We start from the raw sequence: 24930 nt of genomic DNA, 5'->3' as shown, positions 1-24930 counted from the left end.
GAGGACGGCCTTGCTGATCGCGGCGGTGGATGTGGGCTCGGCCCGCGCGCGGGCGGGGCTGTTCTCGGCCGAGGGGCGGCTTCTGGCCCGCGCCAGCCGGGGCTTCGCCGCCATCGCCGGCCCGGACCGGCAGGCCGGCCACGATTTCGCCGAGATCTGGCGCGCCGTGGCCGAAGCCCTGGCCGAGGCGCGCCGCCAGGCCGGCGCCAGCCCGGGCCAGATCCGCGCGCTGGCCTTCGACGCCACCTGCTCGCTGGTGGTCGAGGCGCCGGGTTTCGCCCCCGATGTCATCGCCTGGCACGACCACCGCGCCATTGCCGAGGCGCGCGCGCTGGACGCGACGGGCCATGAGATCGTGCGCCGCGCCGGCGGCGCCGTCTCGCCCGAGATGCAGACGCCGAAGCTGATGTGGCTTGCCCGGCACCGGCCCGAGGCCTGGGCCCGGCTGACCGGCATCCGCGACCTGTGCGACCAGTTGGCCTTTCGCGCCACCGGCATCGAGGCGCGCTCGCATTGCGCGGCGGTGGCGAAATGGCCCTGGCTGCCCGACCGGGGCGGCTGGCAGACCGACCTGATGGCCCGCGCCGGCATCGCGGGCTTTCCGCGCCCCGGCGCGGTGCTGCCGGCCGGCACGCCGATCGGGCCCCTGTCGGCGGCGGGCGCGGCGGAACTGGGGCTCGACCGCGACACCATGGTCGCGGCCGGGCTGATCGACGCCTTTGCCGGTGCGCTCGGCGCGGCGCCCGACATGCCGGCGCTGATCGCCGGCACCTCGAATTGCGTGATGGCGACCGGGCTCGGGCCGGCGCCCGCGCTCTGGGGGCCCTATCCCGGCGCCATCCTGCCCGACGAGACGGTCAGCGAGGGCGGCCAGTCCGCGACCGGCGCGGCGCTGGAGCAGATCCGCCGGCTTTACCCGCAGCCGCAGAGCCATGACGAGATTCTGGCCCGTATCGCGCGGGCGCCGGACGAGCCGGGGCAGGGGGTGCATGTGCTGCCGGACTTCAAGGGCAGCCGCACGCCCTTTGCCGATCCGCTGATGCGCGGCACCATCCACGGGCTTGCGCTCGACGGCAGCATCGCGGCGCTGGACGGGCTCTATTGGCGCGCGGCGGTGGGGATCGCGCTGGGAACGCGGCAGGTCATCGCCCATATGGGCCTTGCGCCGCAGCGGCTGGCCATGGCCGGTGGCCAGGCGCGGGCGTCCGCCATGCGCCAGCTCTATGCCGATGCCACCGGGGCCGAGATCCACTGGCAGCCCGAGGACGCCGTGCTGCGCGGCACCGCCATCGCCGCCGCGGCGCCGCTGGCCGGGGGCCTGCGCGCCGCCCGCGCCCGCTTTGCCCGCCCGGTCGAGGTCACCCGCCCCGACCCTGCCGCCCGGGCTCGGCGCGAGGCCGACTGGCGCATCTTCCAGCGCCTGCAAGAACAGCGCGCCGAGATCGCGGCGCTGCTGCCGGCTCAGTCCTGAAGCAGCCCGGCCGCGGTCGCGGCATCGGTGATCAGCCCGCTGATCAGCCCGCCCTGCAAGGCGCCCCGGATCGCCGGCAGCTTGTCGAGCCCATGCGCCGCGCCGATGACCAGCGTATTGTCCCGGGGCGGGATCGGGGCCGAGGCGACGCGGTCGTTGCTGAGCCCCTCGATCAGCCGGCCCTGGGCGTCATAGGCCCAGCCGGTGATCTCGCCCACCGCGCCGGCCGCGACCAGGGCGTCGAGGTCCGGTTGCGACAGGAACCCGTCCAGCATCAGGGGCGCGGCCGCCCCCACGGTGCCGATGCCCAGGAAAGCCACGGCGGCATCCGAGGACATGCGGATCAGCCGCTGGATGCTGGGCTGGCCGTTCACCGCCTGCCGCTCGTGCACGGTGGGCGCGATCACCGGCAGCGGCATCGGGAAGCTGCGCGCCGTCACCAGGTCCGACAGGGTGAACAGCACGTTGTAATAGGCGGTCGAGCCGTCCGGGGCGATATTGCCGGTCAGCGACACGATGCGGTGCTGCGGGCAGTCGATATGCGGCAGCTGCGCGATAGCGGCCCGCAGGGTGCGGCCGGTGCCGATCGCCATGGTCATCGGCTCGGGCCGGCGCAGCCATTGCTCGATGGTGTCGGCCAGCATCAGCGCCACCCCGGCCTCGGGCGCGTCCGCGGGCGCCACCTCGCAAAAGGCCAGTCGCCAGCGCCGGCGCAGCGCCTCGGCCAGGTCCATGCAATGGGCAAAGGGGTGGTCGATGCGGATCTTGACGATGCCTTCGGCCATGGCCTGCGCCACCAGCCGCTGCGCGGTCTGGCGCGACACGCCCATGACGGCGGCGATCTCGTCCTGGGTCTTGCCGGCGACATGGGAAAGCCACGCCGCCTTGGCGGCCTGCTCCAGTTTCCGGCCCTGGTTCGACATCGCTTCGCCTTCCGCCCTGCGGGTGCTTCCCCTCGCCGGCCATGTCTAGCTTGGCCGGGCGCCGCCTGTCCAGCCGCCCCTCTGCTCGCATTTCTGTGAAAATTTTACATAAAGGCGTCCGCTGCCGTCAAATAATTTACAAAATTCCCTTTAATAAAAAATGGTTTACTAAAATTGCAATCTCGGATTAACATTCGGCATGTTCGGAGTGTCGAGGCCCGGCACAGGCGCCAGAGGAGGGTGCCGCCGCGCCGCCGCCAGCCGCATCGCCAGGAGAGGAGCCCGTCATGTCTGTTGAAAATGTTGCGAAACACCCCATCCCCGCCGGTTTCGAGGATGCCCATCTTCTGCCCGACGGCTACGCGCGGCTGTATGCCGAATCGATTTCCGACCCGGATGGGTTCTGGCGCCGTGAGGGCCAGCGGCTGGACTGGATCCAGCCCTATACCAAGGTGAAGAACACCGATTTCACCATGGGCAACGTCTCGATCAAGTGGTTCGAGGACGGGGTGCTGAACGCCTCGGTCAACTGCATCGACCGCCACCTGCCGACCCGCGCCAACCAGACCGCGATCATCTTCGAGCCCGACGATCCGGGCGCGCCGGCGCGCCACATCACCTATGCCGAACTGTCGGAAAAGGTGAACCGCTTCGCCAATGTGCTGCTGAGCCAGGGCGTGATGCGCGGCGACCGGGTGGTGATCTATCTGCCGATGATCCCCGAGGCCGCCTATGCCATGCTGGCCTGCGCCCGCATCGGCGCCATCCATTCCATCGTCTTCGCCGGCTTCTCGCCCGACGCGCTGGCCAACCGCATCAACGATTCGGGCGCCAAGCTGGTCATCACCGCCGACACCGCGCCGCGCGGCGGCCGGCGCACGGCGCTGAAGTCGAACACCGACGCGGCGCTTCTGCATTGCTCGGACCGGGTGCGCTGCCTGGTCGTCAAGCATACCGGCGACCAGACCACCTGGATCGACGGCCGCGACGTGGACGTGCTGCGCCTGATGCAGGAGGTCAGCCCCGACTGCCCGCCGCGCCCGATGAATGCCGAGGATCCGCTGTTCATCCTTTACACCTCGGGCTCGACCGGCAAGCCCAAGGGCGTGGTGCATACCACCGGCGGCTACCTGGTCTTTGCCGCGATGACGCATCAATATGTCTTCGACTACAAGGACGGCGACGTGTTCTGGTGCACGGCGGACGTGGGCTGGGTCACCGGCCACAGCTATATCGTCTATGGCCCGCTGGCGAACGGCGCCACCACCGTCATGTTCGAGGGCGTGCCGAACTATCCCGACGCCGGCCGCTTCTGGGCGGTCTGCGAAAAGCACAAGGTGAATCAGTTCTACACCGCGCCGACCGCCATCCGCTCGCTAATGGGCCAGGGCCCGGAATGGGTCGAGAAATACGACCTGTCCAGCCTGCGCGTCCTGGGCTCGGTCGGCGAGCCGATCAACCCCGAGGCCTGGAACTGGTATGACAAGCATGTCGGCAAGGGCCGCTGCCCGATCGTCGACACCTGGTGGCAGACCGAGACCGGCGGCCACATGATCACCTCGATCCCCGGCGCCATCGAGACCAAGGCCGGCGCGGCGACGCTGCCCTTCTTCGGCGTCAAGCCCGAGGTGCTGGACGCCGCGACCGGCGCGGTGCAGGAGGGCGACCCGGCCGAGGGCGTGCTTTGCATCGCCGACAGCTGGCCCGGGCAGATGCGCACGCTGTGGGGCGACCACCAGCGCTTCGAGGAGGCCTATTTCCAGCAATATCCGGGCTATTACTTCACCGGCGACGGCTGCCGGCGCGATGAGGACGGCTATTACTGGATCACCGGCCGCGTCGATGACGTCATCAACGTCTCGGGGCACCGCATGGGCACGGCCGAGGTGGAATCGGCGCTGGTCGCCCATGCCAAGGTCGCCGAGGCCGCGGTGGTCGGCTATCCGCACAGCCTGAAGGGGCAGGGCATCTATGCCTATGTCACGCTGATGAACGGCATCGAGCCCAGCGACGAGCTGCGCAAGGAGCTGGAGACCTGGGTCCGCACCGAGATCGGCCCCATCGCCAAGCCCGACCTGATCCAATGGGCGCCGGGCCTGCCCAAGACCCGCTCGGGCAAGATCATGCGCCGCATCCTGCGCAAGATCGCCGAGGACGATTTCGGCGCCTTGGGCGACATCTCGACGCTGGCCGATCCGGGCGTGGTGGACGAGCTGATCGAGAACCGGATGAACCGCAGCTGACGCGGGGCCCGGCGCGCGCCAGCGCCGGACCTTCGCCTTTCCGACCCCGCGGGCGGCACGCTGCCCGCGGACCGGTCGCGGCTTGGCTGCCGATGGCAGGCCCGCGCCGCGATCCCATGCAATGAGGGACCAGCTCATCCGGCCGAGGAGGACCGCCCGGACGACCTGACCGCAGCCCGTGCAGGAGGAACACGACGGACATGGAACAGAACCTCGCAGACCGGATCGCCGCCGATCCGAACTATCAGCAGCTGAAATCAAGCAGATCCCGCTTCGGCTGGATCCTGACCCTGGCCATGCTGGTGGTCTATTACGGCTACATCACGCTGATCGCCTTCGACAAGGAGGCGCTGGCCGCGCGCATCGGCGACGGCGTGATGACCTGGGGCATCCCCATCGGCTTCGGCGTCATCATCTTCACCATCGTCGTGACCGGCATCTATGTGCGCCGCGCCAACAGCGAATTCGACGACCTCAACGAAAAGATCAAGCGGGAGGCGCTGAAATGAGCCGCATCACCCAAGGCTTCGCGGCCGCGGCCGCGCTGGCGCTGACCCCGGGCCTTGCGCTGGCCGACGCCATCCAGGGCGGCGGCGAGAAGCAGGCGACCAACTGGACCGCGATCATCATGTTCGCGGGCTTCGTGGTGCTGACGCTGTTCATCACCAAATGGGCCGCGGCGAAAACCAAGTCGGCGGCGGATTTCTATACCGCCGGCGGCGGCATCTCGGGCTTCCAGAACGGGCTCGCCATCGCGGGCGACTATATGTCCGCCGCCTCGTTCCTGGGGATTTCGGCCGCGGTGATGACCTCGGGCTATGACGGGCTGATCTATTCCATCGGCTTCCTGGTCGGCTGGCCGATCCTGACCTTCCTGATGGCGGAACGCCTGCGCAACCTCGGCAAGTTCACATTCGCCGACGTGGCGGCCTTCCGCTTCGCCCAGACGCCGGTGCGGATCTTTGCCGCCTCGGGTACGCTGGTCGTGGTCGCCTTCTACCTGATCGCGCAGATGGTCGGCGCCGGCTCGCTGATCGAGCTGCTCTTCGGTCTGGACTACTGGATCGCGGTGGTGATCGTCGGCGCGCTGATGATGATCTATGTGCTGTTCGGCGGCATGACCGCGACGACCTGGGTGCAGATCATCAAGGCCTGCCTGCTCTTGGGCGGCGCGTCCTTCATGGCCTTCATGGTGATGTGGAAATACGGCTTCTCGCCCGAGGCCATGTTCGCCGATGCCGTGCGCGTCAAAGCCGATCTCGCCACCGCCGCCGGCAAGACCCCCGAGGAAGCCGCCACCGCCGGCCAGTCGATCATGGGTCCGGGCACCTTCATCAAGGACCCGATCTCGGCCATCAGCTTCGGCATGGCGCTGATGTTCGGCACCGCCGGCCTGCCGCATATCCTGATGCGCTTCTTCACCGTTCCCAGCGCCAAGGAAGCGCGCAAGTCGGTGATGTGGGCGACCGGCTGGATCGGCTACTTCTATCTGCTGACCTTCATCATCGGCTTCGGCGCCATCACCTTCGTGCTGACCAACCCGGGCTTCCTGGGCGCGGACGGCAAGCTGCTGGGTGGCAACAACATGGCGGCCGTGCATCTGGCCCATGCGGTCGGCGGCAACGTCTTCCTGGGCTTCATCTCGGCCGTGGCCTTTGCCACCATCCTGGCGGTGGTCGCCGGCCTGACGCTCTCGGGCGCCTCGGCGGTCAGCCATGACCTCTATGCGACCGTGATCAAGAAGGGCAACCCCGAGCCGGGCAGCGAGCTGCGCGTGTCGCGCATGACCACCATCGCGCTTGGCATCGTCGCGGTGGTGCTGGGCATCGCCTTCAAGAACCAGAACATCGCCTTCATGGTGTCGCTGGCCTTCGCCGTCGCCGCCTCGGCCAACTTCCCGGTGCTGTTCATGTCAGTGCTGTGGAAGGATTGCACCACGCGCGGCGCGGTGATCGGCGGCTTCCTGGGGCTGGTGTCCTCGGTGGTGCTGACGGTGCTGTCGCCCTCGGTCTGGGAAGCGACGCTGGGCAATCCCGAAGGCTCGGCGCCCTTCCCCTATACCTCGCCGGCGCTGTTCTCGATGACGCTGGCCTTCGTGGGGATCTGGCTGTTCTCGAAGCTGGACAACAGCCGTCGGGCGCAGATCGACCGCGCGGGCTTCCTGGCCCAGCAGGTGCGCTCGGAAACCGGGATCGGCGCGTCCGAAGCCTCGTCGCACTAAGCAAGACCGGCCGGGGCGCGCGCCCCGGCCTTCTGCCTTGCCGCAGCATCGCGAGGACGGGATGACGGCTGACCCGCACAGGCCTTCGGTTCTGATCGTCGAGGACGAGGACAGCATCGCGCTGGCCATCGAATTCGTGCTGGCCCGCCAGGGCTATGCCCATCGCCGGGTCGCCCGGGGCCGCGATGCCCTGGCCAGCATCCGCGAGGCCCGTCCCGACCTGGTGCTGCTGGACATCATGCTGCCCGACATCTCGGGCTACGAAATCATCGAGACCCTGCGCGCCGATCCCGCCCTGCGCGGCATGCGCGTGCTGATGATGACCGCGCGCGGTTCGGTGGTCGAACGCCGCAAGGGCCTGGAACTGGGCGCCGACGGCTTCATCGCCAAACCCTTCGAGCTGAACGAATTGCGCGCCGAGATCGCGCGGCTGCTGGACGCGGGCTAATGCGGGTGATGGTCGCGCGTGCTCAGATGCGCGATGCCGGCGGCGGCCAGGGCCAAGAGCGCCAGCGCGAACAGCGGAATGCCCACGGCGCTGGCCGCCCAGATCGTCAGCCCGGCGGCGAGGATCACGGCAAGCATCAGGATCAGGAAATGCGGCAGCGGCATGACATCCTCCGTTCCCTTTCAATATGGGCCGCCGGCGCGGCGGCGAAAAGCCCCGGGGCGGAAAATCGGCGATAATCCGGCGCCGGGCCATGCGGCGCTGGCCAATGTTCGCTGAATGTTCTAGAGTGGGGGCATGACCCTGCCGCCCCGCAACCCCGACGAGATCCTGCGCGCCCGCGGTGCCGACTCGCGCCCCGCCGGCCGGTTCGAGCCCTATCAGTCCGAGCGCGAGCATGACGGCTGGGACATCCCCGAGGACCAGGACCTGCTGCGGACCGAGATCGCGATGGAGCGGGCGCGCTCGGTCATCACCCGCAATGTCTCGCCCGACGTGTCCTTCGACCGCTCGGTCAATCCCTATCGCGGCTGCGAGCATGGCTGCATCTATTGCTTCGCCCGGCCTAGCCACGCCTATCTGGGCCTGTCGCCGGGCCTGGATTTCGAAACCCGCATCACCGCCAAGCCCAATGCCGCCGAGGTGCTGGCGGCGCAGATCGCGAAGCCCGGCTACCGGGTGGCGCCGCTGGCTTTCGGCACCAACACCGATCCCTATCAGCCGGCCGAGGCGGGCCTTGGCATCATGCGTGCCTGCCTGCAGGTGCTGCATGACTGGAACCACCCGCTGAGCCTGGTCACGCGCGGCGCCACGGTGATGCGCGACGTGGACCTGCTGGGGGCGATGGCCGCCCGGGGGCAGGCGACGGCCGGGGTCTCGATCACCACGCTCGATGCCGCGTTGGCGCGGCAGATGGAGCCGCGCGCGCCGGCGCCGGCGACCCGGCTGCGCATGATCCGGGTGCTGGCCGATGCTGGCGTGCCGGTGCGGGTGATGGTGGCGCCGATGATCCCGGTGCTGACCGCGCATGAGCTGGAATCGATCATGCAGGCGGCGCGGGATGCCGGCGCGACGGCCGCCAGCATGATCCCGGTGCGCCTGCCGCTGGAGGTGGCGCCGCTGTTCCGCGACTGGCTGGAACGCCACCACCCGGGCAAGGCGGCGCATGTCATGGCCCGCATCCAGGCCATGCGCGGCGGGCGCGACAACGATCCGCGCTTCGGCTCGCGCATGCGCGGCGAGGGGGTCGAGGCGGAACTCCTGCACCAGCGCTTCCGCCTGGCCCGCAAGCGGCTGGGCCTGACGCGCGAAGCCGAGGCGCTGGATTGCAGCCGCTTCGGCCCGCCGCCGCGGGCGGGCGACCAGCTGTCGCTGTTCTGACTACTCTCCCGGCCCCATGACCTGCGCGATCCGGGCCGAGATCGCGTCCGGCGTCGGTCGCGGCCCGCGCGGCGCGCCGACCAGCGCATCGCGCATCGCCGCCAGATGCGCCGGCGTGGTGCCGCAGCAGCCGCCGATGATGCGGATGCCGAGATCGCGGGCCAGCACGGCGAATTCCGCCATCACCTCGGGCGTGGCGTCATAGACCAGCCCGCCGTCCTGATAGCGCGGCACGCCGGCATTCGGCTTGGCGATCAGCGGTCGTTCGTTCCCCGAGGCCGCGAAGCCGGCGATGGCGTGCAGCAGCTCGGCCGGGCCGGTGCCGCAATTGGCGCCGAAGGCCAGCGGCGGATGCGGCAATCGCTCGATCAGCGCGGCAAGCTGCGGCGGGCTGACGCCCATGATGCTGCGCCCGCCCGGCTCGAAGCTCATCATGCCGCACCAGGGCATGCCCACGGCCTGGGCGGCGCGGGCGGCGGCGCGCATCTCCTCGGCGGCGCTGATGGTCTCGATCCACAGCACGTCGGCGCCGCCGTCCTTCAGCCCCTGGGCCTGGTCGGTGAACATGGCGGTGGCCTCGGCCTCGGTCAGCCGGCCCATCGGCGCCATGATCTCGCCGATCGGACCCATCGAGCCGGCGACGACCACGGCGCGGCGCGCCTCGGCCGCGGCCTCGCGCGCCAGCCGCGCGGCGGCGCGGTTCAGGGTCGCGACGCGGTCGGCGGCGCCGGCCAGCCGCAACCGGCTGGCATTGGCGCCGAAGCTGTTGGTCAGGATGATGTCGGCGCCCGAGGCGATCATCCGGCGGTGCAGCTCGCGCACCTTGTCGGGCTGGCTCTCGCACCACAGGTCCGGCGCCAGTCCCGGCGCCAGCCCCATGTTGTAGAGATTGGTCCCGGTGGCGCCGTCGGCCAGAAGCCAGGGGCGTTCGCCAAGCGCGCGCGAAAGCTGGTCAGGCATGGTCTTTCCCGTCTGGAGAGGGCCCGGCTTGCCGGCAGGATCGGGGAATCATAGCCGATCCTGCGCGGAAGTCATTGAAACATTGGGCACCCGCTCAGCGCGAGCGGATCATGCCCATGATCTCCTTGGTGCGCTCGACGATGGGCTCGGCGATGGCCTGCGCCTGGCCGGCGCCGCGGCCCAGGATGCGGTCGATCTCGGCCGGGTCGGCCATGAAATCGGTCATGCGCCGGGTGATCGGCGCCAAGGCCTCGACCGCCACCTCGGCCAGCGCCGGCTTGAAGACGCCGAAGCCCTGGCCCTCGAATCGGGACAGCACCTGGTCGCCGGTCTCGCCGGAAAGCGCGGCATAGATATTGACGAGGTTCTTCGCCTCGGGCCGGTCCTTCAGGCCCTCCATCGTGCCGGGCAGCGGGTCGGCGTCGGTGCGGGCCTTGCGGATCTTCTGCGCGATGGCGTCGGCATCGTCGGTCAGGTTGATGCGCGTCGCGTCCGAGGGGTCGGATTTGGACATTTTCTTCGATCCGTCGCGCAGGGACATGACCCGGGTCGCCGTGCCCTCGATCAGCGGCTCGGTGATCGGGAAGAACTCCTGGCCGTAGTCGTGGTTGAACTTCGCCGCGATGTCGCGGGTCAGCTCCAGGTGCTGCTTCTGGTCCTCGCCCACCGGCACGGCGGTGGCGTGATAGGCCAGGATGTCGGCCGCCATCAGCGAGGGATAGGCCAGCAGGCCCAGCGACGAATTCTCGCTGTTCTTGCCGGCCTTGTCCTTGAACTGGGTCATGCGATACATCCAGCCCACGCGCGCCACGGTATTGAAAAGCCAGGCCAATTCGGCATGCTGCGGCACCTGGCTCTGGTTGAACAGGATGGACACCTCGGGATCCACGCCCGAGGCCAGGAAGGCCGCCGCGACCTCGCGGGTGTTGTGCTTGAGCTTCTCGGGGTCTTGCCAGACGGTGATCGCGTGCAGGTCCACGACGCAATAGATCGTCTCGGCCCCCTTGCCCTGATACTCCGCAAAGCGTTTCAGCGCGCCGAGATAGTTCCCCAGCGTCAGCCCGCCCGAGGGCTGGATGCCGGAGAAGATGCGCTTGGTGAAGCTCGTGGTCATGGCACTACCTGCTTGGAAAATCCCGGTGGCTGGCTTACCCCTTGGCCCGGTCGGGCGCAACTGCCCGCAGGAAACGGGGCGCGCAACTGCCCTGCCAGAGAAGGAAGCAAGATGCGCCCCGGTTACGATGAATCGCCGCTGAACCCCGTGCCCGCCGTGGTCTGGATGATCGCCCTGCCGATGATCGCCTGCGAGGCGGTGTTCGGGCTGGGCCGGATGGGCTTTCTGGGCGGCGGGCAGGGCGGCGGCATGGCCATGCGCCAGATCGCGGTCGAGCGCACCGCCTATATCCCCGATTTCGTGCTGCGGCTGTGGCAGATGAAGGTCTTCCTGCTGGACCAGAGCTGGCGCGTGCTGACCTATCCCTTCGTCCACCTGTCGATCACCCATGCGCTGTTCGTGATCGTCTTCACGCTGGCCCTGGGCAACCTGATCGCGCATCAGTTCCGGCCCTGGGCGGTGATCGCGCTGTTCTTCGGCTCGGCCATCGGCGGGGCGCTGGTCTATACGCTGTGCGCGGGGCTCTTGCCGCAGTTCCGGTTCCAGCCGCTGATCGGCGGCTATCCGGCGGTCTATGGCTTCGTCGGCGCCTTCACCTTCCTGCTCTGGACCCGGCTCGGCCAGGAAAATGCCAACCGGCTGCGCGCCTTCACGCTGATCGGCATGCTGCTGGCCTTCCAGCTGGTGTTCGGCATCCTGTTCCAGGACGGCAGCCTGACCTGGATCGCCGAGGTGGCGGGTTTCGCCACCGGCTTCATCCTGTCCTTCGTGCTGGTGCCCGGCGGGATCGCCCGGGTGGTCCGCCAGATCCGTCAGCGCTGACGCCGGAAGCCCGCGCTGAGATCCGACAGGCGCACGGCGCCGCAGACCACCGCCGCGAGGCCGTAGGCTGCCATGCCGCCAAGGACCAGCGCGGCCAGCGCCAGGTAGCGGGTGCCGGGCGTGATCAGCGCCTGGTCCAGCGCCGCCATCAGCCCCCACAGCACCACGCCCATCACCGCCGAGGCCAGCGCGATGCGCGGCAGGCGGTGGCGCAGGCGGTCGTCAAGCTCGGCCGCCTCGCCAAAGGCGCGGGTGCCGTGCCAAAGCTGCGCCGCCATGGTCCAGCCGGCGATGGTCGTGCCCCAGGCGGCGGCCGAAAAGCCGATCAGCGGCGCCAGCCCCAGCGCCAGCACGGCATTGACCACCATCGACCAGACGGCAAAGCGGAACGGCTTCCTGGTGTCCTCGCGCGCGAAATACAGCGGCTGCAGCACCTTTTGCAGCACGAAGGCCGGCAGGCCCAGGCCATAGATCGCCAGCGCCTGCGCCGTCGGGCCGACGTCCGAGGCCAGGAACTTGCCCCGCCCGAACAGGACCGAGATCAGCGGTCCGGCCGCCACCACCAGCGCCACCGCCGCCGGCACGGTCAGGAACAGCGCGAATTCGGCGGCGCGGTTATAGGCGTGCCGGCCGCCGCCGGTATCGCCCGCCTTCAGCCGGCGCGAGATGTCGGGCAGCAGCACGATGCCGATGGCGATGCCGACGACACCCAAGGGCAGCTGATACAGCCGGTCGGCATAGGTCAGCCAGGCCACCGCGCCGTCGAAGAACGAGCCGACCTGCTGGCCGACCATCAGGTTGATCTGCACCACGCCGCCGGCCAGCACCGCAGGCCCCGCCACGGCGATCAGCCGCTTCATGTCGGGCGAGAGCCGGGGCAGGCGCAGCCGCAGCGGAAAGCCCATGCGCTTGGCCGCCCACCAGACGGTCAGGAATTGCGCGACGCCCGAGACCGGCGTGGACCAGGCCATCGCACCGCCCATGTCCCAGCCATAGCGATGTGCCAGCAGCATGGCGGCGATCAGGATGAAGTTCATCAGCACCGGCGCCGCCGCCGCCGCGACGAAGCGCCCGCCCGCGTTCAGCAGCCCCGAGAGCAGCGCCGTCAGCGAGATGAACAGGATATAGGGAAAGCAGATCCGGCCATACATCACCGCAAGGTCGAAGCGCGGGTCGCCGTAGAACCCGGCCGCCATGGCGAAGACCAGCCAGGGCATGGCGAAATGCGCGATGACCGAGACGACCAGCACCACGGTGAACAGGCCCGAGAACGCCTCTTCGGCAAAGGCGCGGGCGTCCTCTTCCCCCTCCAGGCGCTTGGCGAACATCGGCACGAAAGCGGTGTTGAAGGCGCCCTCGCCGAAGAAGCGGCGGAACATATTGGGCAGGCGGAAGGCGACGTTATAGGCCTCGGCCACCGGGCCGGCGCCCAGATAGGCCGCCATCATCACGTCGCGGACAAAGCCCACGACGCGGCTGGCCAGCGTCCATGCCCCCACCGACAGGAAGCCCCGGATCAGTCTTATCGGTTGCATCGATGTCCCTTCAGAACGTCCCGCCAAGCGGGCGCTCGGCCTTTTCCGCGCGCTCGGTCCCGTCCTTGAGGGCCTGGCGCAGCTTCTTTTCCAGCGTGTCGCGGCGACCCTGCTGGTGCAGCTTCAGCCCGAACATATCCTTGACATAGAAGGTGTCGACGACCTGGGCGCCGAAAGTGGCGATGACCGCGCTGGCGATCTGGATGTGGTTCTCGGCCAGCGTCCGGGTCAGGTCGTAAAGCAGGCCGGGGCGGTCGCGGGTGTCGACCTCGATCACGGTGTAGACGTCCGAGGCCTCGTTGTCGAAGGTGATATGGGTCGGGAAGCGGAAGGCCGCCTCGCGCTTTTTCGGCTTGTCGCGGCCGGCCAGCGCCTCGCGCGCGACGATCTCGCCCTTCAGCGTGCGCTCGATCATCTTGCGCAGGCGCGGCAGGCGGTCGGCGGCATAGGGATGGCCGTCGGCGTCCTGCAGCCAGAAGACCGCGGTCGCGAACCCGTCCTTGGTGGTATAGGTGCGCGCATCGACGATATTGGCGCCGACCAGCGCCAGGGCCCCCGCCATGCGGGAAAAGATGCCGGGATGGTCGGCCAGCACGAAGGCCGCGCGGGTCGCGTCGCGGTCGGTGTCGGGGTGAAGGTCGATGCGGATCTCGTCATCGCCGACGCCCGCCAGCAGATGGGCAAAGACCGATTGCGTCTCGGTCGGCAGGCCGGGCCAATAGGCGTCGTAATGGCGCGCGAGTTCGGCCTTGATCGCCTTCGGCTCCCAGGATTTCGCGGCCAGCAGGTGGCGCAGCGAGCGTTTCGCCTCGCCGGTGCGCTTGTCTCGGTTCAGCTCCTCGAGCCCGTTTTGCAGCGCGAGCGCCGTCTCGCCGTGCAGCTTGCGCAGCAGCATGGCTTTCCAGTTGTTCCAGGTGCCGGGCCCGACCCCGCGAATGTCGCAGACCGTCAGCACCAGCAGCATGTCCAGCCGCTTGACCGTCTTCACCGCCTTGGCAAAGTCGCGCAGCGTGCGCGGATCGGCGATGTCGCGCTTTTGCGCCACGTCCGACATCAGCAGGTGGTTGCGGATCAGCCATTCGATGGTCTCGATCTCGTCCGCCGGCAGGCCGAACCGGGTGCAGATCCGCCGCGCCAGCCGCGCGCCCAGGATCGAGTGATCCTCGGTCCGGCCCTTGCCGATGTCGTGCAGCAGCACGGCCAGGTAGATCACCCGGCGGTTGACCTTGCCCTTCATGATCTTGCTGACCACGGGCAGATCCTCGACATCGTCGCCGCGCTCGATGGCGGCCAGCGCCGCGACGCATTGGATCAGGTGCTCGTCGACCGTGTAATGGTGATAGACGTTGAACTGCATCATCGCCACGACCGGGGCGAATTCCGGGATGAAGGCAGCCAGAACGCCAAGCTCGTTCATCCGCCGCAGCGACCGTTCCGGGTTGCCGTGCTTCAGCAGCAGATCCAGGAAGATCCGCACCGCCTCGGGGTCCGAGCGCACGCGGTCGTCGATCAGATCGAGGTTCGCCGCCACCGCACGCATCGCCTCGGGGTGGATCAGGATGCCGGTGCGCAGGGCCTCCTCGAACAGGCGCAGGATGTTCAGCGGATCGGACAGGAACTGCTTTTCATCGACGAAGTTCAGCCGGCCGCGGTCCAGCCGGAACCCGGGCCGGATGCGGCGGCGGCGCTGGAACAGCAGGTTCATGATCGGCGCGCGGTAGAGGTGGCGCGCCTCGAGCGCGACCAGGAACACCCGCGTCAGCTCGCCCACCTTGGTCGCATGCAGGAAATAGTCCTGCATGAAGATCTCGACCGCGCGGCGGCCGCCGAGGTCGCGATAGCCCATGCGCGTCGCCACCTCGACCTGCATGTCGAAGGTCAGCTGGTCCTGCGGCCGGCCGGCGATCAGGTGCAGGTGGCAGCGCACCGCCCAGAGGAAATCCTCGGCCTGCCAGAAGGTCAGGTGCTCTTCCTTGGTGAAGAAGCCAAGCGCGATCAGCTCGACGGCGCGATCGACGCGGTGGATGTATTTCGCGATCCAGTAGAGGGTCTGCAGGTCGCGCAACCCGCCCTTGCCCTCCTTGACGTTCGGTTCCAGCACATAGCGCTGGCCGCCCTGGCGGCGGTGGCGCTCGGCGCGCTCGGCGAGCTTGGCCTCGATGAACTGCGGCACGCTCTTGTCGAAGAGCTCGCTCCACAGCCGGTCGCGCAGCGTCTCGGCGGTGGCGGCATGGCCGCAGATCAGCCGGTGCTCCAGAAGGCTGGTGCGGATCGTCATGTCGCCGGCGCCAAGCCGGATGCAATCATCGACCGAGCGGGTGGCTTGCCCGACCTTCAGCTTCAGGTCCCACAGCATGTAGAGCATGGATTCGACCACGCTCTCGACCCAGCCCGAGATCTTCCAGGGGGTCAGGAACAGCAGGTCGACGTCGGATTGCGGCGCCATCTCGGCGCGGCCGTAGCCGCCGATGGCCAGCACCGACAGCCGCTCGGCATCGGTCGGGTCGGCCAGCGGGTGCAGGATGGTGGTGGCGACGTGGTGGATGGCGATGACGGTCGCGTCGGTCAGGCTGGCGATGGCGCGCACCGTCTCGCGCGCGGCGCGCGGATGCGACATGAAGCCGGCGGCGATGTCGGCCATGGCGGCGGTGCGGGCCTGGGTCAGCAGGGCGACGGCGCGGGCGCGGATCTCGCGCGGGTCGCCCGCGCCTTGCAGGGCGGCGGTCAGCGCCGGCAGGAAGGTCTCGGGCGCGAAGAGGGAATGCGCCCCGGGCAGGGCCGGGGCGCTTTGCGGCAGGGTCTCGGTCTTGCCTGCGCTCAAGGTCAGAACCCGAAGCCGCCGAAGCTGCGCGGGGCCGGGTCCAGCACCACCAGCTGGTTGCCGCGCACCGTGGCCACGGCCAGCGCGCGCTCGTTGGTGCCGTCGCGGCGCAGGCGGAAGGCGCCCTGGACCCCGGCGAAGCCCGAGTTCTGGGTCAGACCGGCGGTGGTCAGCGCATTGCGCTTGCCGGCGCGGACCAGGGCGGCGATGGCCGCGACCCCGTCATAGCCCAGCGAGCCCAGCTCATGCGGCGTCTCGCCATGGGCGGCGCGATAGCGCTGGTCGAACTGCGCCTTCATCGTCGTGTCGGGAATGGCGAACCAGCCGCCCTGCACGCCGCGCAATTGCAGCCGGGACGAGGGCTGGTCCCAGCGCGTCAGCCCCATCATCTGCACCGCGGCCGAGGTCACGCCGGCATCGGCCAGCCTGTCGGTCAGATAGGGCAGCACCGCGCCCTGGTTGGCGGTCAGGAAGACCGCATCGACATTGCCCGACAGCGCCGCCGCGGTGACGTTCGGAATGATGCCGTCGATGCCCTGTTTCGACACCGGATGCACGGCGCTGCCAGCAAGGCTGGCGCCATTGCGCTGGATGGCGCGCTCGATGGCGCGGGCGCCGACCTGGCCTGCCGCGTCGTCCTCGGCCACCATCAGGATGCGGCGCTTGCCGTTCCGGACGCCGTATTTCACCAGCCGGTCGGCGACGTTGTCGAAGGTATTGCCCAGCACGAAGACATTGCCGCCGGCGATGTCGGTGTTGTTCGAGAAGGACAGCACGTTGATGCCCCGGGGCGCCATGGCATTGCCGACCGCATTGGCGCTGTCGGCGAAAAGCGGGCCGAGGATGATCTTGGCGCCTTCGCTCACCGCCTGGTTGGCCGAGGCGACGGCGGCGCCCGGCTCGGAGCCGGCATTGTAGACGCGCAGGTCGATGGTGGCGCCGCGCGCATCGGCCGCGGCCATCCTGGCGGAATTCGTCAGCGAGCGCGCCAGCCAGTCCAGGTCGGCATTGCCGCCCGGCACCAGCAGCGCCACCGGCACCGGCTGCGACGGGTCGATGGCCTGGCCGGTCTGCGGACCCGAGGCCCCCGTCCCGACGGGCTCGCAGGCGGCAAGCGTCATGGCGGCAAGCACGGCTGCGATGCGCGCGGCCGGGCGGCGCAGATCGAAGGCGCCGCGGATCGTTTTCAGGACGGTCATGGCGTGATTCCCTGTTGGATCGAGGCTGGGGGTTTGATGGGGGCAGGTTATTGGCATATTCCGGACAAGGCAACTTGCCCCATGCGGGCGGCCCGTTTGTCGGGCAGAGAGAAAGGATCCGCGATGGAGAATGGCGCCAGCACAACCGGGACGGGCGCGCGGGCAGTCTCGCTCTCGATTTCGGCCAGCGCGCCCGAGCCCGGGCTCTACCTGGTGGCGACGCCGATCGGCGCGGCGCGCGACATCACGCTGCGGGCGCTCGACGTGCTGAACACGGCCGAGGTGCTGGCGGCCGAGGACACCCGCAACCTGCGCCACCTGATGGACATCCATGGCATCGCGCTGCGCGGCCGGCGGCTGATCGCCTATCACGACCATAACGCCGACCGGGCGCGGCCCGCGGTGTTGGCGGCGCTGGAGCAGGGCAAGTCGGTGGCCTATGCCTCGGACGCCGGCACGCCGCTGGTTGCCGACCCGGGCTATCGGCTGGCACGCGACGCGGCCGAGGCCGGCCATGCGGTGCGGGCGCTGCCCGGCCCCTCGGCGGCGCTGGCGGCGCTCTCGGTCTCGGGCCTGCCCAGCGACCGGTTCCTTTTCGTCGGGTTTCCGCCGGCAGCGGCCGGGGCACGGCGCAAATGGATCGAGAGCTGGCGCGCGGTCGAGGCCACGGTCATCGCCTTCGAAAGCCCGAGGCGCGTTAAGCAATTGTTGGAGAATGTCTGCGATGCTGAGGCGAATCGGGCTACGGTGATCTGCAGGGAACTGACCAAGAAATTCGAAGAGGTGATGCGCGGGACGGCGGCGGAACTGGCGGAACGGATACCGGAGGAAGGCTTGCGCGGCGAAATCGTCGTGCTGTTCGGCCATCCGCAGCCCCTCGCGCCCAGCGAGGATAATCTGCGCGATGCGCTTGCCAGCCTGCCCGAGGACATGCCGGTCAAGGCCGCCGCGACCGAGATCGCCACGAGATTCGGCCTGCCGCGCCGCGATGTCTATGCGCTGGCCGTCCAGATGAGGAAGGAACGGGAATGAAGCATGAAAGGGACTTCACGCCGGCATCTGCCCTGGATGCCCGGGCCTGGCGCGGCATGGCCGCCTGTTCGGGCGGCCGGATGGCCGAGGGTTCGGTCGCGCGGGAATACGTCATGCGCGGCTATGAACTTGTTGCCGAGCGCTGGCGCGGCCAGGGCGGCGAGATCGACCTGATCCTGTGCAAGGCCGGCGAATATGTCTTCGTCGAGGTCAAGAAGGCGAGCTTTCACCATTGGGCGGCCGAACGGATCGGGCGCCGGCAGATCATGCGCATCTGCAATGCCGCATTGGAATTCTGCGGCCGCCTCTCGACCGGCCTGCTGACCCCGATGCGCTTCGACGCCGCGCTGGTCGACCAGTTCGGACGGGTGCAGATTCACGAGAATGCCTTCGGCGGGAACTGACTCCACCGCTTGCAATGGCCGGGTGGCCGGGTCAGAACTCCGCAGGAACAGGCGGGAGATGATCGCATGAGTCTTTACGTGGCGCTGCAGATGGACCCGATCGAGCATGTCTCGATCAACGGGGACAGCACCTTCCGGCTGGGGCTCGAGGCCGAGGCGCGCGGCCATCGGTTGTTCCAGTATACCGCCGACCGGCTGAGCTATGTCGAAGGTCGCATCGTCGCCCGGGGCAGGCCTGTCACCCTGCGCCGCGAACAGGGCAATCACGTCGATTTCGGCGACTGGGCGGATGTCGACCTGGGCGATTTCGACGTCGTCTGGCTGCGTCAGGATCCGCCTTTCGACATGGGCTACATCACCACCACCCATCTGCTGGATCGCGTGCATCCGGACACCTTCGTGGTGAACGATCCGTTCTGGGTCCGCAACAGCCCCGAGAAGCTGCTGGTTCTGGATTTTCCCGAACTGACGCCGCCGACCCTGATTACCCGTGACCTGGCGCAGATCCGGGACTTCCGGCGGCGGCATGGCGATTTCATCCTGAAGCCGCTTTACGGCAATGGCGGCGTCGGCATCTTCCACATGCGGCCGGACGATCCAAACCTGTCCTCCCTGGTCGAGACCTTTCTTGCCAGCAGCCGCGAGCCGATCATCGCGCAGAAATATCTGCCCGCCGTGGTCAAGGGCGACAAGCGCATCATCCTTGTCGACGGCGATCCGGTCGGTGCCATCAACCGGGTGCCCGCCGCCGGCGAGGTCCGCTCGAACATGCATGTCGGCGGCAACCCGGAGAAGATCGGCCTGACCGCACGCGAACACGAGATCTGCGCGGTCATCGGCCCGGTCCTGCGCGAAAAGGGGCTGCTTTTCACGGGTATCGACGTCATCGACGGCTGGCTTACCGAAATCAACGTGACCTCGCCCACCGGCATTCAGGAACTGGAGCGGTTCGACGGCATCAATGCCGCCGCGCTGATCTGGGAAGCCATCGAGCGCAGGTTGGCTGCCCGAGGACAGGTGCCTGAAGGGGGACGGCCGGAATGATTCGGATGCCGTTTTCGTAACCCAAGCAACGCGAATTGCTTCAGCGCGGATGCATATTTCCAAGCGGAGGTTTGAAGCAATCCGCTCGGAGGGCCAAACTCGTCGCTGGGGTTCGACTTGTTGATTTCAAGGGTATAACATGACAGTTGTATCCAGGGCGACGGCGGAGAGGAAGGGGTGCACCTCTCATGGCGCCCGGCGAAGCGGCGCCGGTCCTCGAAGCGGCTGAACATGATTTCGATCCGGTTGCGGTGTTTGTCGCGCCGTTGTCGTATCAAGCGGCTTCCGCGAGACTTCAGGCCGGAGTGCATGGACGTGTCTCTTTGCCTTTCGACGTTCCCGGAACCAGTCTGCGTCGTATCCGCGTTTGCGATCATCCATTCGGCTGCGGGCAGGGTGCTCGGCACGGCCGCGGCTCAATATCGTCGCTGTCTGGCCCGCCGTCATGAAGGACTTCGGCGGACGGCCCTTGCCGTCCGTGCTGGCGTGCAAGCTGGTGTTCAAGCCAATCGGCCTCCGGAAACACCTCGAACGGCGCCCGATCAGATGCCGGCGCTTGTCGCTGCCGCCGCTTTTGTGCTCGCAGCCGCGCGATGCGTTTTCAGGGACTTGCGCAGGCTTGCTCGGATGCATGGCGTTCGCCTGCTCACATCGATCATCAATGGATTTTCCCGGCTCTGGTAGAGAGCATTCAGCATGCTTCCGGGCTGTTCCTTCGAAGGGGCGGGATGCTGGAGGCCGCGCGATGAATGCTCGGGGTTATGAGAAGCCACCGATGGATCTGGCGTTTTCGGCCGAGCAAAAACTGGGCCCTCTCCGTTTCGATGAAGCCGAAGGTCATCGCGTTTCCCTCGAGAGGAAGGCCATGGCTTTCTTAGCATATCGCGCCCCTGCCTCAGCTCCGCATTTTCCCGACGCGATCGCATGCAGATCGCTCGATGCCTCTCCTTGCTCGTCAGCGTCCCGCTCGCGCCCGGACCACCGCGTCAGCGTCGAGAGCCTGACCCAAGATCCCGGCAATCTGGCGCAGAAACTCTGGCGCCGGTCGCTCGCTCGTTCCATGGAACACTTCGAGTTTCCCAGTTGGTGCTCTCTACTTTCCCAGGGCAAGCCCCTCAAGCAGATCGATAACCGGAAACCAGCGAATCAGCGGCCGGCGAGGCAACGGCATTGCGGCCGGGTGGAATGACCGCGTCAGGCTTACGCATCCGGATCCGCTTGTGACCGGCGGATGCAAAGCATGGCAAGCCTGAACCTAGAGCCGCGAGGCAGGGCCCCGCTACTGGGGCTGTGATTCGAAGCGCCCTGCCAGCCATCCCGTAACGCTCAGTCGGGGCGGCCGAAGGGCAGGCGATAGGACAGCGCTTCGGCCAGGTGCGGCTGGCGGATCGCCGGCGAATCGTCGAGGTCGGCAATGGTGCGGGCGCTGCGCAGGATGCGGTGGTAGCCGCGCGGGGTCAGCCCCAGCTTTTCGGCCGCGAGCGCGAGCAGCGACCGGCACTCGCCATCGAGCGGTGCGATCTCCTCGAGCAGCCGGCCCGAGGCGTCGGCATTGACCCGCGCCCGCGGATGCTCGGCAAAGCGCCGGGCCTGGATGCCGCGAGCCGCCGCCACCCGCTCGGCGACCGTGGCCGAGCTTTCGCCGGTCGCGGGCAGGCCCAGGTCGGCGATCGAGACCTGCGGCACCTCGAATCGCAGATCGAAGCGGTCCATCATCGGCCCCGAGATCCGCCCCAGGTAATCCGCCCCGCAGCGCGGTGCCTTGCTGCAGGTCTGGCCGGCATCGGCGATCTCGCCGCAGCGGCAGGGGTTGGCGGCCGCGACCAGCAGGAAGCGCGCCGGGTAGCGGATATGGGCATTGGCGCGCGAGACATGGATCTCTCCGGTTTCGATCGGCTCGCGCAGGGCGTCGATGACCCGGCGCTCGAATTCCGGCAATTCGTCCAGGAACAGCACGCCGTTATGGGCGATGCTGGCCTGGCCGGGCCGGGCGCCGCGGCCGCCGCCCACCATGGCCGCCATCGATGCGGTGTGATGCGGCTGGCAGAAGGGCGCGCTGCGCGAGATGCCGCCCTGGGCCAGCTGGCCGGCGACGGAATGGATGACCGAGGTCTCCAGTGCCTCCTGCGGGGTCAGCGGCGGCAGGATGCCGGGCAGCCGGGTCGCCAGCATCGACTTGCTGGCGCCAGGGGGACCGACCATCAGCAGATGGTGGCGGCCGGCGGCGGCGATCTCGATGGCGCGGCGGGCGCGTTCCTGGCCGATCACCTCGGACAGGTCGGCGGCGCGCGCGGGCTCGGCCAGTTCGCCCGGCTGGGCGCGGGGCAGGGGCGCGCGGTCGGTCAGGTGGTCCACCGCCTCGCGCAGCGTGCGCGGCGCAAGCACGGGGACGGCGGCGACCCAGGCCGCCTCGGGGCCGCAGGCGCGCGGCACGATCAGCGCCCGGCCATCCTCGGCCGCGGCCATGGCGGCGGGCAGGGCGCCCGTCACCGGCGAAAGCCGGCCGTCCAGCGCCAGCTCGCCCAAGGACACCACGCGCTCCAGCGCCTCGGCCGGGACGACCTCCAGCGCGGCCAGCACCGCCAGCGCAATGGGCAGGTCGAAATGCGAGCCCTCTTTCGGCAGGTCGGCCGGCGACAGGTTCACCGTCACCCGCCGCGCCGGCATGGCGATGGACAGCGCGCCGAAGGCGGCCTTGACCCGCTCGCGCGCCTCGCTGACCGATTTGTCGGGCAGGCCGACGATGGCGAACCCCGGCAGCCCGGCCGAGACCGAGCATTGCACCTCGACCAGCCGCGCCTCGACCCCGTCGAAGGCCACGGTATAGGCAATCGCCACCATTTTCGTCCCCACGTCACCCCAGCCCGGATTAACCCGGCAGGGCTTAAAGATTGGTTAACGGGCGCGGCTCGCTTGTTCCGGCCCGCGCTTCGGCCTATGTCCTTGCCAAGCGTCACGGCAAAGGAAGCGACCATGCAGGGCAGCCGCATATTGCTGATCGTCGGCGGGGGAATCGCCGCCTTCAAGATCCCCGAGCTGATCCGCATGATCCGGCGCGAGGGCGGCGCGGTGGTGCCGGTGCTGACCAAGGCCGGGGCCGAGTTCGTAACGCCGCTGACGCTGTCGTCGCTGGCGGAATCGCCGTGCCACACCGCGCTTTTCGACCTGACCCGCGAATCCGAGATGGGCCATATCCAGCTGTCGCGCGCCGCCGACCTGGTCGTGGTGGCGCCGGCGACCGCGGACCTGCTGGCGAAGATGGCGGCGGGGCTCGCGGGCGACCTGGCTTCGACCCTGCTGCTGGCGACCGACAAGCCGGTGCTGGTGGCGCCGGCGATGAACGTGCGCATGTGGCAGCATCCGGCGACGCAGCGCAACCTCGATACGCTGGAGAACGACGGCATCCGGCTCATTGGTCCGGACGAGGGCGACATGGCCTGCGGCGAATACGGCCCCGGCCGCATGGCCGAGCCCGAGGCGATCCTCGCGGCGATCCGCAGCGCGCTTGGCCATGACCGGCCGCTGCGCCTGCCGCCCGAGGCGGTGGTGTCGCTGCCGCAGCGGGTGCTGACCGGGCGGCATGTCATCGTGACCTCGGGCCCGACGCATGAGCCGATCGACCCGGTGCGCTATATCGCCAACCGCTCGAGCGGTGCCCAGGGCACGGCGATTGCCGCGGCGCTGCGCGACCTGGGCGCGCGGGTGAGCTTCGTCACCGGCCCGGCCGAGGTGCCGCCGCCGGAGGGCGTCGAGGTGATCGCCGTCGAGACCGCACGCGAGATGCGCGAGGCGGTCGAGGATGCGCTGCCCGCCGATGCCGCCGTGATGGCCGCCGCCGTTGCCGACTGGCATGTCGCCAATGCCCGCAACGGCAAGATCAAGAAGGACGGCTCGGGCCAGTTGCCCGAGCTGCAATTCGCCGAGAACCCGGACATCCTGGCCTGGATCAGCCAGCTGCGCCAGGGCCGGCCCGAGCTGGTCGTGGGCTTTGCCGCCGAGACCGACGATGTGCTGGCCAACGCCACCGCCAAGCTGATGCGCAAGGGCTGCGACTGGATCGTGGCGAATGACGTGAGCCCCTCGACCGGCATCATGGGCGGGGCCGAGAATGCGGTGACGCTGATCTCGGCCGCCGGGACGGAAAGCTGGCCGCGGCTTGGCAAGGACGAGGTGGCGCGCCGGCTGGCCGCGCGGCTGGCCGATGCCTTGAACCATGCGGGCGACACCTTGCCGGGGGATCGGGCATGAACAGGGTCTATCTGGACTGGAACGCCACCGCCCCGCTGCGCCCCGAGGCGCGCGCGGCGATGCTGGAGGCGAGCGAGATCGTCGGCAACCCCTCCTCGGTCCATGCCGAGGGGCGGGCGGCGAAATCGGCGCTGGAGCGCGCGCGCGAGGAGATCGCCACGGCACTGGGGGCCGAGGGCGCGGATGTCATCTTCACCTCGGGCGCGACGGAAAGCGCGGCCTTGATCCTGGGCGGGCGCGACCTGGCCTGCGCCGGGGTCGAGCATGCGGCCGTGCTGGCCTGGTGCCGCGAGGTCTTGCAGGTCGATGCGGCGGGCGCCGTCGCGGTGCCCGACCCGGCCGGGGCCACGCTGCAGCTCGCCAATGCCGAGACCGGGGTGATCCAGGACCTGCCCGAGGGGCTGGCGGTCAGCGACATGACTCAGGCCTTCGGGAAAGTTCCCTTTGCCTTCAACTGGCTGGGCATTCAGGCGGGCTTCGTCTCGGCCCATAAGCTGGGCGGGCCGCGCGGCATCGGCGCGCTGGTCGTGCGGCGCGGCACCGAGATCGAGGCGCGGATCAAGGGCGGCGGCCAGGAACAGGGCCGCCGCGCCGGGACCGAGAACCTGATCGGCATTCTGGGCTTTGCAGCGGCCGCAAAGGCGGCGCAGAATGATCTGGATCAAGGAATCGGGGAAAAAATCGGCGAAATCCGCGATTCACTGATGGGTGCTCTGGAATCCCGGACAGAAATGGTTACATTTCCGGGGCGCGAATCCCGCCGCCTGCCGAATACATTGTCGATCCTGACGCCGGGATGGCGCGGAGAGACGCAGGTGATGCAGATGGACCTCGCCGGATTTGCCGTTTCGGCAGGCTCGGCCTGTTCCTCGGGCAAGGTCCGGCCAAGCTCCGTCCTGACGGCCATGGGAATCGCGCCGGAATGGGCGGGCGATGCGATCCGCGTCTCGATCGGTCCGACAACGGACCCTCGGGACGTTCAGCGTTTCGCGGATGCCTGGCTGGCGGCGCACGACCGCTGGCGGCAAAGGAATGATCAGCGGGAGACCGCGGGAAGGGTGTGAG

General features: G+C 68.8%; 20 protein-coding genes. 12 read left to right on the top strand and 8 right to left on the bottom strand.

The window, feature by feature from the left end; all coding sequences use genetic code 11:
* Positions 1-10: 10 nt before the first annotated feature.
* Complete coding sequence (locus PARN5_RS0118660; protein WP_018001290.1) at positions 11-1471, top strand: FGGY-family carbohydrate kinase; 1461 nt, start codon at positions 11-13, stop codon at positions 1469-1471.
* On the opposite strand, the gene PARN5_RS0118655 is transcribed toward PARN5_RS0118660, so the two are convergent.
* On the bottom strand, positions 1462-2394 hold the full coding sequence (locus PARN5_RS0118655; RefSeq protein ID WP_018001289.1) for a sugar-binding transcriptional regulator: 933 nt from the start codon (positions 2392-2394) through the stop codon (positions 1462-1464). The genes PARN5_RS0118660 and PARN5_RS0118655 overlap by 10 nt on opposite strands.
* Before the next feature lie 287 nt (positions 2395-2681).
* Between PARN5_RS0118655 and acs the strand changes: the two genes are divergently transcribed.
* From acs to PARN5_RS0118635, 4 genes are all read left to right on the top strand, one after another.
* Positions 2682-4637, top strand: a complete 1956-nt coding sequence (acs, locus tag PARN5_RS0118650) for an acetate--CoA ligase (RefSeq protein ID WP_018001288.1) — start codon at positions 2682-2684, stop codon at positions 4635-4637.
* Positions 4638-4837: 200 nt separating this feature from the next.
* Positions 4838-5146 carry a DUF485 domain-containing protein gene (locus PARN5_RS0118645; protein WP_018001287.1) on the top strand — a complete coding sequence of 103 codons (309 nt, stop codon included), beginning with the start codon at positions 4838-4840 and terminating at the stop codon, positions 5144-5146.
* Positions 5143-6858 carry a cation acetate symporter gene (locus tag PARN5_RS0118640; protein WP_018001286.1) on the top strand — a complete coding sequence of 572 codons (1716 nt, stop codon included), beginning with the start codon at positions 5143-5145 and terminating at the stop codon, positions 6856-6858. The genes PARN5_RS0118645 and PARN5_RS0118640 overlap by 4 nt, the downstream gene beginning before the upstream one ends.
* 61 nt (positions 6859-6919) lie before the next feature.
* Positions 6920-7306, top strand: a complete 387-nt coding sequence (locus PARN5_RS0118635) for a response regulator (RefSeq protein ID WP_026155558.1) — start codon at positions 6920-6922, stop codon at positions 7304-7306.
* Here the strand turns inward: PARN5_RS0118635 and PARN5_RS24390 are convergent.
* Positions 7303-7470 (bottom strand): hypothetical protein, encoded by a 168-nt coding sequence (locus tag PARN5_RS24390; RefSeq protein ID WP_018001284.1) that lies wholly within the window; start codon positions 7468-7470, stop codon positions 7303-7305. The genes PARN5_RS0118635 and PARN5_RS24390 overlap by 4 nt on opposite strands.
* Before the next feature lie 133 nt (positions 7471-7603).
* On the opposite strand from PARN5_RS24390, the gene PARN5_RS0118625 reads away from it, so the two are divergent.
* Complete coding sequence (locus tag PARN5_RS0118625) at positions 7604-8686, top strand: PA0069 family radical SAM protein (RefSeq protein ID WP_018001283.1); 1083 nt, start codon at positions 7604-7606, stop codon at positions 8684-8686.
* Here the strand turns inward: PARN5_RS0118625 and bmt are convergent, their stop codons facing one another.
* Entirely contained in the window at positions 8687-9646 is a 960-nt protein-coding gene (gene bmt / locus PARN5_RS0118620; RefSeq protein ID WP_018001282.1) for a betaine--homocysteine S-methyltransferase, read from the bottom strand.
* A gap of 94 nt (positions 9647-9740) precedes the next feature.
* Positions 9741-10760 carry a tryptophan--tRNA ligase gene (gene trpS, locus PARN5_RS0118615; RefSeq protein ID WP_018001281.1) on the bottom strand — a complete coding sequence of 340 codons (1020 nt, stop codon included), beginning with the start codon at positions 10758-10760 and terminating at the stop codon, positions 9741-9743.
* Positions 10761-10871: 111 nt separating this feature from the next.
* On the opposite strand from trpS, the gene PARN5_RS0118610 reads away from it, so the two are divergent.
* Entirely contained in the window at positions 10872-11582 is a 711-nt protein-coding gene (locus tag PARN5_RS0118610) for a rhomboid family intramembrane serine protease (protein WP_018001280.1), read from the top strand.
* Here the strand turns inward: PARN5_RS0118610 and murJ are convergent.
* Genes murJ through PARN5_RS0118595 form a run of 3 tightly spaced genes read right to left on the bottom strand, consistent with a single transcriptional unit; the run spans position 11573 to position 17137 of the window.
* Positions 11573-13117 (bottom strand): murein biosynthesis integral membrane protein MurJ, encoded by a 1545-nt coding sequence (gene murJ / locus PARN5_RS0118605; RefSeq protein ID WP_018001279.1) that lies wholly within the window; start codon positions 13115-13117, stop codon positions 11573-11575. The two genes, PARN5_RS0118610 and murJ, sit on opposite strands and share 10 nt — an antisense overlap.
* A gap of 10 nt (positions 13118-13127) precedes the next feature.
* On the bottom strand, positions 13128-15938 hold the full coding sequence (locus PARN5_RS0118600; RefSeq protein ID WP_018001278.1) for a [protein-PII] uridylyltransferase: 2811 nt from the start codon (positions 15936-15938) through the stop codon (positions 13128-13130).
* Between the two features lie 2 nt (positions 15939-15940).
* Positions 15941-17137, bottom strand: a complete 1197-nt coding sequence (locus PARN5_RS0118595) for a penicillin-binding protein activator (protein ID WP_018001277.1) — start codon at positions 17135-17137, stop codon at positions 15941-15943.
* Positions 17138-17260: 123 nt separating this feature from the next.
* On the opposite strand from PARN5_RS0118595, the gene rsmI reads away from it, so the two are divergent.
* The 3 genes from rsmI to gshB all read left to right on the top strand — a co-directional run bounded on the left by rsmI (position 17261) and on the right by gshB (position 19617).
* The gene (gene rsmI, locus PARN5_RS0118590; RefSeq protein ID WP_018001276.1) at positions 17261-18169 is read left to right on the top strand and encodes a 16S rRNA (cytidine(1402)-2'-O)-methyltransferase; all 909 of its coding nucleotides are present in this window, start codon (positions 17261-17263) and stop codon (positions 18167-18169) included.
* On the top strand, positions 18166-18573 hold the full coding sequence (locus tag PARN5_RS0118585; RefSeq protein ID WP_018001275.1) for a YraN family protein: 408 nt from the start codon (positions 18166-18168) through the stop codon (positions 18571-18573). The genes rsmI and PARN5_RS0118585 overlap by 4 nt, the downstream gene beginning before the upstream one ends.
* Before the next feature lie 66 nt (positions 18574-18639).
* Entirely contained in the window at positions 18640-19617 is a 978-nt protein-coding gene (gshB, locus tag PARN5_RS0118580) for a glutathione synthase (protein WP_018001274.1), read from the top strand.
* 1326 nt (positions 19618-20943) lie between these two features.
* Here the strand turns inward: gshB and PARN5_RS0118575 are convergent.
* Positions 20944-22458 (bottom strand): YifB family Mg chelatase-like AAA ATPase, encoded by a 1515-nt coding sequence (locus PARN5_RS0118575; RefSeq protein ID WP_018001273.1) that lies wholly within the window; start codon positions 22456-22458, stop codon positions 20944-20946.
* Between the two features lie 132 nt (positions 22459-22590).
* Here PARN5_RS0118575 and coaBC point away from each other — a divergent pair, with 132 nt between their 5' ends.
* Both coaBC and PARN5_RS0118565 read left to right on the top strand, forming a co-directional pair.
* Positions 22591-23865: a bifunctional phosphopantothenoylcysteine decarboxylase/phosphopantothenate--cysteine ligase CoaBC gene (coaBC, locus tag PARN5_RS0118570; RefSeq protein ID WP_018001272.1), complete on the top strand. Its 1275-nt coding sequence runs from the start codon at positions 22591-22593 to the stop codon at positions 23863-23865.
* Positions 23862-24929, top strand: a complete 1068-nt coding sequence (locus PARN5_RS0118565) for a cysteine desulfurase family protein (protein WP_018001271.1) — start codon at positions 23862-23864, stop codon at positions 24927-24929. Before coaBC ends, PARN5_RS0118565 begins: the two co-directional genes overlap by 4 nt.
* Position 24930 lies beyond the last annotated feature (1 nt).

The organism is Paracoccus sp. N5 (genome assembly GCF_000371965.1).
GTDB lineage: Bacteria > Pseudomonadota > Alphaproteobacteria > Rhodobacterales > Rhodobacteraceae > Paracoccus.
This window is presented reverse-complemented; position numbering and strand designations above follow the sequence as displayed.